Origin of the sequence: Actinospica sp. (assembly GCF_035552695.1) — a bacterium.
GTDB lineage: Bacteria > Actinomycetota > Actinomycetes > Streptomycetales > Catenulisporaceae > Actinospica.
The window spans coordinates 1-11,377 of sequence record NZ_DASZKT010000056.1 but is presented as its reverse complement, the minus strand read 5'-3'; the positions used below and the strand labels follow the sequence as shown (position 1 = coordinate 11,377).

7 protein-coding genes and 1 pseudogene are annotated in these 11,377 nt (G+C 68.9%); 6 read left to right on the top strand and 2 right to left on the bottom strand.

Going from position 1 to position 11,377, the window contains the following annotated elements; genetic code table 11:
• Positions 1-59: 59 nt before the first annotated feature.
• Positions 60-1,076 carry a LacI family DNA-binding transcriptional regulator gene (locus VG296_RS08600; RefSeq protein ID WP_325564893.1) on the bottom strand — a complete coding sequence of 339 codons (1,017 nt, stop codon included), beginning with the start codon at positions 1,074-1,076 and terminating at the stop codon, positions 60-62.
• 491 nt (positions 1,077-1,567) lie between these two features.
• Between VG296_RS08600 and VG296_RS08595 the strand changes: the two genes are divergently transcribed.
• The 6 genes and pseudogenes from VG296_RS08595 to VG296_RS08570 all read left to right on the top strand — a co-directional run.
• Positions 1,568-3,571, top strand: a complete 2,004-nt coding sequence (locus VG296_RS08595) for a ricin-type beta-trefoil lectin domain protein (RefSeq protein WP_349259495.1) — start codon at positions 1,568-1,570, stop codon at positions 3,569-3,571.
• Positions 3,572-4,064: 493 nt separating this feature from the next.
• Positions 4,065-5,510 (top strand): hypothetical protein, encoded by a 1,446-nt coding sequence (locus VG296_RS08590; protein ID WP_325564889.1) that lies wholly within the window; start codon positions 4,065-4,067, stop codon positions 5,508-5,510.
• Between the two features lie 2 nt (positions 5,511-5,512).
• Positions 5,513-6,454, top strand: a complete 942-nt coding sequence (locus VG296_RS08585; RefSeq protein WP_325564887.1) for a sugar ABC transporter permease — start codon at positions 5,513-5,515, stop codon at positions 6,452-6,454.
• Complete coding sequence (locus VG296_RS08580; RefSeq protein ID WP_325564885.1) at positions 6,451-7,392, top strand: carbohydrate ABC transporter permease; 942 nt, start codon at positions 6,451-6,453, stop codon at positions 7,390-7,392. Before VG296_RS08585 ends, VG296_RS08580 begins: the two co-directional genes overlap by 4 nt.
• A 90-nt stretch (positions 7,393-7,482) precedes the next feature.
• On the top strand, positions 7,483-9,582 hold the full coding sequence (locus VG296_RS08575; protein ID WP_325564883.1) for a glycoside hydrolase family 2 protein: 2,100 nt from the start codon (positions 7,483-7,485) through the stop codon (positions 9,580-9,582).
• A 176-nt stretch (positions 9,583-9,758) separates the two neighbouring features.
• A pseudogene (locus tag VG296_RS08570) lies at positions 9,759-9,857 on the top strand (cold shock domain-containing protein); the annotation flags it as partial.
• A 638-nt stretch (positions 9,858-10,495) separates the two neighbouring features.
• Here the strand turns inward: VG296_RS08570 and VG296_RS08565 are convergent.
• Positions 10,496-11,377: fascin domain-containing protein (locus VG296_RS08565; RefSeq protein ID WP_414641069.1), on the bottom strand; the 882-nt coding region annotated here is incomplete at its 5' end.

Sequence of the window (11,377 nt, the reverse complement as noted above, 5' to 3'; positions counted from 1 at the left end):
GGGCGTGTAGGGGGCTCTTTACTCCGTCGGTGGGCGTGACCTGGCGCCTCAGCTTCAGCTCAGCTGCCGGTGCTTTCCCGGACGGCCAGCTTGTACGGCGCCCACAGTTCGACCGGATCGCTGTCGGCGCGCTCGCCGAGGCGGGCGATCAAGCGGTCCACGGCGAGCCAGGCGATGGTGGACTTGTCCGGCGAGACGGTGGTGAGCGAGGGCGTGTTGTACCGGCCGGCCTCGATGTCGTCGAAGCCGACCACCGCGACGTCCTCGGGTACCCGCACACCCCGGCTGAGCAGGGTGCGGATCGCGCCGAGGGCGAGCAGATCGTTGTAGCAGAAGACCGCGTCCGGCGGCCCCTTGGGGTGTTCGAGCAGCGCGGCCATCGCCGCGGCTCCATCGGAGTGGTGGAACCGATGGGTGGGCACGATCAGCGACTCGTCCAGCCGGCGCCTGCGCGCCTCGTGCGCCTGCCGGTATCCGGCGGTGCGCAGCTGCGCGGTCTCTCCGCTCTCCCAGGGCTGGTCGCCCATCGCCGCCACCCGGCCGCGCCCGATGTCGAACAGGTGCTCCGTGGCCGCGCGGGCCGCCGCGACGTTGTCGATCGCCACGTGGTCGTAGGCGCTCTCCGCGATGCGCTCGCCGAGAAGCACCAGCGGTCTTGCGGCGTCGCGCCTGGCCAGGTCGGCCTGGGACAGAGCCAGCGGGCTGAGGATGACGCCGTCGAACATGGCGGCCATCGAGCCGCCCATGACGATCTCGTGCTCGCGATCCGGCTCACCGTCGGTCTGGTCGACGACCACCGTGTACCCGTGCTGGCGTGCCTTGGTGACCACGGCGCGAGCCAGTTCGGCGAAATAGGGCACGTCCAGTTCCGGCACGACCAGCGCGATGAGCCCGGTGCGGCCCTTCTTCAGGTTGCGTGCCATCAGGTTCGGCTGGTAGCCGAGCTCGGCTACCGCGGCCTCGACCCGCGCCCGGCGCTCCTCGGAGACCGGCGCGTATCCGTTGACCACGTTGGAGACCGTGCGGATTGACACGCCGGCGCGCTCTGCGACATCGCGCAGACGCGGGGTGACCATCTTGTCTCCTTCGAACGCGGTCCTGGAGCGGCAGCGGAACAGGCAAAAGAGCCGACACGCATTTCAACGATGCAGAGCATATCAAGCGTCCGCCGCGGCCGGACCCGAACCGGCGGCCCGCCTCGGCGGATCGGGGTTCCCGGCGCAGTGCGGGAGCCCCGGCCGTGACGGAACCGGAATCGGAGCGATCGCCCGTGGTCAGAGAACACTATGGCTCCGGTACCGCGCCCGCGCAACCGGCACCCCGACGAATCGGCCCTATTTGCCTGCGGGCAAACGGTTGTCGCGCTGTTCCGAAGTCGCTACCTTGACGCGTGTTCCTTCTGCAACGTTGCAGGACACCTGGTCGGTGCTCGTGCAACGCTGCAGCAGCCCACGGACCAGAGGGAGTACGCATGGCCCGCACGAGACCACACCTCCGCCTTCGACCGCGGCCCGTCGCAGGGCACGAACCGGTGTTGCGCACCCTGACCGGCCTTGCGGCGACGCTGATGATCGTTTTCGGGCTGGCCGGGCTGCAGTCCACGGTCGCGGCGGCCCCGGCGGCCGCGGACGCCACCACGGGTGTGCTCTACACGCCGAACACCTCGGCGAATGCGAGCGAGGACGCCAGCTATCCGCGCGTGATCCGGCTGGCGCACAGCGGCTCTGCGAACGGTGAGCTGCTGGCGACCTTCTCGCACTCGGGCGTCGGTGGCACTAAGGCCGACTTCCCGATCTACGAGTCCACCAACAACGGCCAGAGCTGGTCCTCGTCCCCGATCGGCACCGTGTCCGACACGGTGCACGGCTGGGACCTCGACGGGCCGACGCTCTACGAACTGCCGCAGGCCGAGGGCTCGCTGCCCGCCGGAACCCTGCTGGCCGCCGGCACGGCGTGGAACCGCGGCGACTACACCCAACAGGCCGTCGAGGAGTTCTACAGCACCAATGGCGGCGTGAGCTGGAACTACCGCAGCTCCTGCACCTCCGAGTCCGGCATGGCCGACACCGAGGGGCACGGCATCTGGGAGCCCGAGTTCGGCGTAGCCGGCAACGGCGACCTGGTCTGCTACTTCTCCGACGAGCGGCCCTCGACCAGCGGCTACAACCAGGTCCTCGCGCACGTGGTCAGCACGGACGGCGGCCTGACCTGGGGCAGCGAGGTCTACGACGTCGCGGTGCAGGACAACGTGCAGCGCCCCGGCATGACGACGGTGGTCAAGCTGCCCAATGGCACCTACGGCATGACCTTCGAGGACTGCAAGGCCGGATACGACGCGGACTCGGCCTGTTCGGTGTACTTCAAGACCTCGCCGGACGGTGAGAACTGGAGCCCCGTCTCCGGCCTGGGCTCACTCGTGGAGACCAGCGACGGGCGGCACTTCCTGCATACCCCGCAACTGTCCTGGTCACCGATAGGCGGGCCGAACGGCACCCTGCTGGTGTCCGGGCAGCGCCTGGTGTCCGGGGCGGACGGCTCGATCACCGTGCAGGACGAGTCGGGGACCGTGCTGCTGGCCAACACGGACCTCGGCGTCGGCTCGTGGACCGAGACCACGGCCCCGGTCGACACGAATCCGACCGGCGGGTACGACGGCACCGAGACCTCCTGCGCGGGCTACAGCTCGCCGATCCTGCCATCGATCTCGGGTTCCACCATCCTGTACCTGGCCGGAACGCACATCAGCAACGGGAAGTGCGAGGTCCGGTTCGGCACCGACGTCGCTCCCGGGCCGACCGGCGAGATCACCAACTCCAGCATCTCCGGCAAGTGCATCGACGTGAACACCAACACGTCCACGGAGGGTAACGCGGTCCAGCTCTACGACTGCAGCGGCGTGCCCGGCCAGCAGTGGGACGTCGAGCCGGACGGCACCGTCCGCGCCTTCGGCGAGTGCCTGGACATCGTGGGCGACGGCACCGCGAACTACTCCAAGGTCGAACTCTGGCCGTGTGACAACGCGGGCGGGCAGCAGTGGCGCGAGCAGTCCGACGGCGCGCTGCTCAACCCGCAGTCCGGCCGCTGCCTCGACGATCCGAACGGCGGGACCACGAACGGCACCCAGCTGCAGATCTACGACTGCAACCAGCTGTGGACCCAGGACTGGACCATGCCGGGAGCGCCGACCGCCGCGATCACCAACTCTTCGATCGCCGGCCAGTGCGTCGACGACAACACCAACACGGCCACCGACGGCAACGCGGTCCAGCTCTACGACTGCAACGGCGTACCCGGCCAGCAGTGGACCATGGAACCGAACGGTACGATCCAGGCGTACGGTAAGTGTCTGGACATCGTGGGCGACGGCACGGCGAATTACTCCAAGGTCGAGCTGTGGACCTGTGACAACGCCGGCGGCCAGCAGTGGGTGCCGCAGTCGGACGGCGCGCTGCTCAACCCGCAGTCCGGCCGCTGCCTCGACGACCCCAACGGTGCCACCACCAAGGGCACGCAGTTGCAGATCTACGACTGCAACGGCCTGTGGACCCAGGACTGGACGACGGCCGACTAGCGGTCGCTCCAGCGGCCCGTAGGCGGCCGCAGTCCCCCGTGCGTTGGCCCGGACTGCTGCCGCCGCGCGAGCGGCCGTCCAGCCAGGCCCGACGAGTGGTTCTGCCGGATTTGCGGAATCCGGCAGAACCACTCGTCTCCGGCCGAGATCAAACCGCGATCCGGCGCCTCTTGCAACGATGCATCCAGCGAGTTACTGTTCTGCATCGTTGCAAGAAACGCTTCCCGGGTCGCCCCGGGCGAGCGTTGCGCACGAACCGGTGGCACCCGCACGGCGGAAGAAACGGTCAGCGCGAGACCGGGACGCATCCGGAGGCCGGCGGCGCACTGCGAGCCCGTGCAGCGGCCCGCGTCCGGACCGGTCCCGCCGCGAGCAGAGCAGTCCGCCGAACCTCACGCAGCACGCGAACTTCACACAGCACACAGAGACCTTCCAGAGCGCACGGCACTGCAACAGCACTGCCCGAAACCGCCAAGAGAAAGCAGAGGTTGCGATGGCTACGTCCCACAGCGGCGTCGGCAACGTCCGTCGCACGTCAACCGAGAGTCGCACGGGCACAGCCGCCCGCCCAGGCGCGCAGGGCGCGGGCCGGCGTCGCCGGATCTTCGGTCTTGCCGCCGCAGCGCTGGCTGCGACCACGGTGGCAGCCTGCGGCAGCACAGGGCTGCCCGCGCCGAGTTCCGCCGGCGGTTCTGCGGCGAGCGGCTCGACCGCCGGCTGCGCGGCAGGCGCCACCCACCTGACCTTCTGGGGCTGGTCGGCCGGCTACGACCTGGCGGTGAACGAGTTCAACAAAACGCACCCGGACATCTGCGTGCAGTTGGAGAACGCGGGCGCGACCACCGCCGAGTACGTGAAGCTCAACGACGCCCTGACGGCGCACAGCGGCGCCCCGGACATCGCGCAGATCGAGTACTTCGAACTGCCCTCCTTCGAGATCACGCACAGCCTGGTCGATCTGTCGCAGTACGGCGTCGGCTCGGCGAAGAGCGACGAGGCTCCGGCGGCCTGGGCCCAGGTGACCCAGGGCTCCGCGCAGTACGCGATGCCGGTCGACCTCGGCCCGTTGGCGCTGTACTACAACGAGAAGGAGTTCAGCGCCAACGGGCTCACCGTGCCCACCACCTGGGCCGACTTCGCTACCCAGGCGGACAAGCTGCACGCGGCGAACTCCAAGGACGCGATCACCAACTTCGACCCGGAGAGCCCGCAGGACGTACTGGCGCTGATGCAGCAGTACGGGGCCTTCCCGTTCAGCTACACCGGCGGCAACACGCTCGGGATCCACTTCAACGGCGCCACGGAGACCGCCTTCGCGAACTACTGGCAGTCTCTGATCGACAAGCACGAGGCGACCACGGCGGCCGACTTCTCGCCGACGCAGTGGACCAACTTCGACAGCGGCGCCGACGCCTCCCGGCTCAGTCCGGCCTGGGGCCCGGTGGGCATGCAGCTGAGCATCAAGCAGACCACCGGGGACTGGCGGGCCGCGGCGCTGCCGCAGGCCAAGACGGGCCAGAACCTCGCCGGCAACTGGGGCGGCTCCTCGATCGCCGTGGTGGCCGGCAGCAAGTACGCCAAGCAGGCCGCCGAGTTCGCGCAGTGGTTCGGCGGTTCCGCGGACGCCTGGAAGATCCTGAGCGGACCGGTCGCCGGGGCCTACCCCGCCTACCTGCCGCTGCTCGACTCGAGCTCCTTCCAGAGTTCCACGCTGCCGATCTCGGGCAACTCCACGCCCAACACGGTCTTCGCCTCCGCGGAGAAGAACATCGTCGACCCGCAGTGGCCGCCGATCATGACCGCCGCGCTGACCCAGTGGACCTCGACCTTCGCCGGGGTCACCAAGGGCTCCGAAACCCTCGCCCAGGCCTTCGCCGCGTTCCAGCAGCAGATGACGAGCTACGCGCAGGCCCAGGGCTTCACCGTAGTAGGGGGTTGACGGTGGCAGACCGTCAGTCCGGCGGCGGCACGGCGGGTGCCGCCGCCCTGCAGACCCGGCGCCGGACCGGCCACCGGATCCGCCGTTGGCCGGGGGCGGCGTTCATCGCGCCGCACATGCTGGCGCTGGGCCTGTTCATGCTCCTGCCGACCGGCTACGCGATCTACATGAGCCTCTACACCACGAGGCTCATCGGCGGCACCCGGTACTCGGGCTTGGCCAACTACGGCACGGTGCTCAGCTCGCCCGAGTTCTGGGAGGGCGTACGCAGGGTCCTGCTGTTCGCCGTGATCCAGGTGCCGCTGACGATCGGCGTGGCGTTCTTCTTCGCGGCGATCTTCGACGCAGGCGTGGTCAAGTACGGCAAGTTCTTCCGCACCGTGTTCTTCATGCCGTTCGCCGTCCCCGGCGTGGTCGCGGCCGTGATGTGGTCGTTCCTGCTGCTGCCCGGCTTCGGCCCCTACTCGAGGGTGCTCTCCGGGCTCGGCCTCGGGCACGTGAACTTCTTCTCATCGAACCTGATCCTGCCGACGATCGTGATCATCGTGCTGTGGGAGTGGACCGGCTACAACATGACGATCCTCTACACCTCCCTCAAGTCGATCCCGCGCGAGATCACCGAGGCGGCCGTGGTCAGCGGCGCCTCGCTGACCACGATCATCATGAAGCTCAAACTGCCGATGGTGCGCCCGACTCTGGTGATGCTCGTGTTCCTCAACACCGTGGGCGCGCTGCAACTGTTCACCGAGCCGTCGATCCTCGAGGCCTTCCAGCCGCAGGCGATCTCCTTCGGGTTCACCCCGACGGTCTACGTCTACAACACCGCGATCGGCAGCGGTGAGTACAACCTCGGCGCCGCGGCGGCCGTCGTGCTCGCCGTCCTCATCGGCCTGATCTCGTTGTCCGCGTTCGCCTTCCGCCGCCGAAACGGAGAATTCCGATGAGCCGCTCCGGCCAGAAGGCCGCCCGGTCCGCCCGGTCCGCCCCCAAGGTCTCGCGCTCCGACGGGGTCCCGGTCCGCCTCTACGGCCTGCGCCGCGGCACGACCACTCTGATGACGCTGGTGAGCGCCCTGTTCGCGGTGTTCATCCTGGCGCCGCTGGGGTGGCTGCTGATCAGCTCCACCAAGACGCAGGCGGAGATCTACAACAGTTCAGGCTTCTGGTTCGCCGGGCCGTTCCGGCTGTTCCAGAACCTGTCCGCGCTCGGTCGGAACGTCAGCGGCGCCGGCGTCTACCTGAACTGGCTGGAGAACACGCTGCTCTACGCCCTGCTCGGCGGGATCGGCTCGACCGCGCTGTCGGCGCTGGCCGGCTACGGGTTCGCCCGGTTCAGGTTCCGCGGCGCTGACGCGCTGTTCTCACTGGTGATGTCGACGCTGCTGGTCCCGATCAGCGCGCTTGCGCTGCCGCTTTTCCTGGTCTACGCCAAGGTCGGCATGGTCAACTCCATCTGGGGCATGATCCTGCCGAGCATGGTCTCGCCGGTGGGCATCTACCTGATGCGCACCTTCATCGACGCCTCGGTACCGCGCGACCTGATCAACGCGGCGCGCATCGACGGCGCCGGCGAGTTCCGGATCTTCTGGCAGATCGTGCTGCCGCTGACGGTGCCGGGTCTGGTCACCGTGCTGCTGCTGACCGTCGTGGCGGTGTGGAACAACTATTTCCTGCCGCTGGTCATCTTCAGCCACAGCAACCTGTATCCGCTCACGGTCGGCCTCTCCGCGCTGTCCCAGGCCGCGGAGACCGGTTCGCAGGCCCAAGCAGTCCCCGTCCTGATCGCCGGCGGCCTGGTCACCGTGCTGCCGCTGATCGCCCTGTTCCTCGTGCTCGAACGCTACTTCCGCGGCGGAGCCCTGCAGGGCAGCCTCACCAGCTGACCGCGCGCCCCGCGCCGACCGTGCCGGGCCTCCCCCGCCTCGCCCGCACCGCCTCTGACCGCAGAGCACACGACCTACTCTGGAGAAACCGTGTCATCCGTACGTCCCGAATACCCGCGGCCCCACTTCGACCGTTCGCACGCCTGGCTCAGCCTCAACGGCGAGTGGGACTTCGCGCGAGACCCGGACGGCTCGGCCGACCCCGAGCAGCTGGCCGGCGCGCGTTCCTGGTCCGAGCAGATCGTGGTGCCGTTCGCCTGGGAGACCGAGGCCTCCGGCCTCGGCGCGCAATGGCTGGAGTACGGCTGGTATCGGCGGACCCTGACCGTGCCTCGGGACTGGGCCGGGCAGCGCGTGGTGCTGCACTTCGGCGCCGTGCACCACGAGGCCGAGGTCTGGGTCAATGCCACCAGGGTCGGCGGCCACGAGGGCGGATACACCCCCTTCGAGTTCGACATCACCGAGGCCCTCGGCGACGGAGGGGCCGGGGACACCGGCGGGGACGGCGCCCCGGCGACCCTGCTAGTGCGGGTGTGGGCCCCGGTGGACAAGCGCGAGATCGTGCACGGCAAGCAGCGCAGCATCCCGCGCGACGTGTACGACGTCTGCGCCTTCACCCCGAGCAGCGGAATCTGGCAGCCGGTCTGGCTCGAGGCGCGCCCGGCGACGTACCTGTCCGGGGTGGCGCTCACCCCCGCGCCTACCCTCGACGCCGTCATCGCGACCATCTCGGTCACCGGCCCGCAGGCCCCCAACGCGCGGCTGACGGTGAGCGTCGGCGGCTCGACCGTTGAGTCCGTCGCGCTCAGCGCGGACCCGACCGCCGAACCCGCGCGGGCCTCGGCCGAGCTGACCGTGGCGATCGTCGAACCGCACCTGTGGAGCCCCGAGGACCCGCATCTCTACCCGGTCACGGTCCGGCTCGATTCGTCGGACGGCGCCGACCGGGTCGTCTCGGCGACCGGGCTGCGCCGGGTCGAGACCCGCGGTTCGGAGATCTGGCTCAACGGCGAGCGCGTCTACCTGCGCGGCGTGCTGGACCAGGGCTACTGGCCGCGCACCGGCATGACCGCCCCTGACGACCAGGCCTTCGTCGCCGACCTCGAACTCGCCCGGGAGGCCGGGTTCAACCTGGTGCGCAAGCACCTCAAGCTCGAGGACCCGCGGTTCCTGCACCACGCGGACAGGCTCGGCATGCTGGTGTGGGCCGAGCCGGCCAGCACCGGCGTGTTCACGCCCGCCGCCGTCTCCCGCTTCGAGGCGCAGATCGAGCCGATGGTGCGGCGCGACGGCAACCACCCGAGCGTCGTGGTCTGGGGCCTGTACAACGAGGAGTGGGGCCTGGACTGGGACGTGGCCGCGGACCCGGAGAAGCAGCAGGCGGTGCGCCACGCGTACGAGCTGCTCAAGGCGCTGGACACCACCCGGCCCGCGGTCGACGACTCCGGCTGGTCGCATGTCGCCACCGACCTCGTAGACTGGCACATCTACGACGAGACGCCGCGAGGCTGGGCGGAGAAGGTCAGGGCCCTGCTCGAGCGCGGCGAGACGACCTTCCCGGTGGGTCTCGGCCCGGACCTCGTGGTCGACAAGCGGTTGATGGCGGAAGCCGGAGCCGGCGCCCCGGCCGACGTGCCGAACCTCAACAGCGAGTTCGGCGGCGGCGTGACCAGCGTCGAACGCGGCTGGAACCTGCGTTGGCAGACCCTTGAGCTGCGCCGCTACGACCAGCTGTCCGGCTACGTGTGGACCGAGCTGTACGACATCGAACACGAGACGGCGGGCATCTACTCCTTCGAGCGCACGCTCAAGGACACCGGCGCCAACCCGCCCGCCATGACCAACGCGGTCACCGTCGTGATCCCCGAGGTCGAGCCGCACGCACCGGGCATCGATCTGGTTGCCGGGAACGGCGGCGAGGTCGAGTTCTCGGTGCGGATCTCGCACTACGGTCCCGGGCCGGTCGAGGTCTCCCTCGTGCCGGTCTGGAGCTCGCCGCTCGCGGTGGACGCGCGGCCGGAGGCCGGTGCCGGCGACCGCAGCACGCTGAAGGTGCACCCCTTCCGCCTCAGCGCGCCGGTCCCCGTTTCCACGGCCCTGCCGGACGGAGCCAAGTCCGCGCGCCTGCACCTGCTGCTCGTCGCCGCGGGTGAGGTCATGGGCCGCACGGTCGTCGATGTAACTGCGTGACCTTGTATTGTCCTGGTTCCCTGGGTGTGGGGCCCGGCGGTCGTCTCGGTCGCCGGGCCCTGTCTTCGGCTCAGGACGCTGCGACAAACGAGCCGCGGTGGACGGTCAGCGCGCTCGCGTCGAGCGCCGCCGCAGAGTTCAGCATGCACGTGAATCCGCCCTCGAACATCGCAGCCGCCCAGGGGTACCGCGAGCTGAACGAAGGCCACAGGGTCGAGTTCGACATCACCCAGGGCCAGAAGGGCCCGCAGGCCGAGAACATCCGGCCGCTCTAGCAGCTCTGGGCGATGCCCCGCGTGACCGGCTCGGGGCATCGCGCAAGGTGAGCGGGACCACGCCCTTGGCGGCCCGGCCAGGCGATGTTAGTCGCCCTGGGTCTGGACGAAATGCACGTGGTGCATGAGGCGATCGATACCGGCTGTCGCAATGGTCTTAGGCATGATCGCGTCAAAGCCTGAAAGGTGAATATCGCCAGCCGGCGATCTCCCTCGTTACCAGGTCCATCCAACAGGCCAGATACGGCGCACCGAGGGTCCGGCACAGCAGGGCGACGGTGAATTCGGCCTTCTCCGCCTTGATGAACCTATCGACGGCGCCTGCAGGTTGTCCTGCGCGAAGAAGGCCGCGGCTTTGTCAGGATGCTGATCACCTGGTCGTGTTCGCGCACCCGCCAGCGCAGCGCCGCGAGCTCCTAGCGTTCCGCCGTGGTCAACGCACCCTCGTCGCCACCCACGGCGTCGGCCCGTGCCTGCTTGACCGAGCCGCGCAGCCTCCACCGTGTACCTGTTGCCGTACGGATTGCTCACCTGGCTCCGCTCTTCCCGGGCCTATCGACCCATTATCCAGGTCTCCAGATACACTAGGAACTCCACCTGCATCGCACACCCCGCACCGCGGCTGTTCGACCTCTCGCTCAGTCGTGTATGAGGTCGAATTCCTCCCAGGTCCCGATCGTGGTGCGGTTGGCGATCAGTGGGGACGTGCCGGTGTTGTCGGCGGTGACGATGTCGCCGTTGGCATGCGCGCGCAAACTGACGCTGCCATCGGAGTTGTTGATCAGATCGAATTCCTCCCAGGTCCCGATGGCGGTGCGGTTCGCGATCAGCGGTGAGGTGCCGGTGTTGTCGGCGGTGACGATGTCGCCGTTGGCATGCGCGCGCAAGCTGATCACCTGGGTCGCGGTGCCGGGCAGGCCGATCTGTACTTTGCCGCCCAGCGACTTGTACGCGCTGGCCTGGGTTCCGGTGACCTGGGCGAAGGGCAGCGACGTCGTGAGTGAGGAGGTCTGCTCGAGGAGGTAGGAGGTGCCGGCGGTCACCGGCACGCTCAGGGTCGCGGCGGTGGTCGGCGCGACGACGACGGCGCCGCTGGAACCGTTCACGACCTCGACCTGCTTCCCGGACCAGGGGCTGCGAACGCTCATGGTTTGGGTGGACCCGGCCTGGATCGCGACCGTGGTGATGGTGCCGCTCTCGATCTGCACGTCTACTTTCGAGCCGCCTTGGATGTAGACGGTGCCCGAGCCGTCCCAGCCCGAGGGCCATGCCGGCGCGATGCGCAGGGTGCCGTCGTAGTCCGTGGCGAACGCCTCGTCGAGCGCGGTCGCCACGGAGGAGGACTGCTCGATGTAGGGCTCGTCGCTGTTGGACGTGTTGAACGCGGCCAGGCCGTCGATGTACTTCTGGTAATTCTCGGTCTCGGTGACCAGGTCGCTCGAGACCTGGCTGCTCATGTCGAGGCGGGCGGCGTCGACCGCGTCGAAGGTCCAGTCGTTCGAGTCCGTGTTGGGCTTGTA

What these genes read in the sequence shown, in the direction of transcription:
- VG296_RS08595 (WP_349259495.1), top strand. Translation starts at nt 1,568, where the DNA reads ATGATCGTTTTCGGGCTGGCCGGGCTGCAGTCCACGGTCGCGGCGGCC.
- VG296_RS08580 (WP_325564885.1), top strand. Translation starts at nt 6,451, where the DNA reads ATGAGCCGCTCCGGCCAGAAGGCCGCCCGGTCCGCCCGGTCCGCCCCC.
- VG296_RS08600 (WP_325564893.1), bottom strand. Translation starts at nt 1,076, where the DNA reads ATGGTCACCCCGCGTCTGCGCGATGTCGCAGAGCGCGCCGGCGTGTCA.
- VG296_RS08590 (WP_325564889.1), top strand. Translation starts at nt 4,065, where the DNA reads ATGGCTACGTCCCACAGCGGCGTCGGCAACGTCCGTCGCACGTCAACC.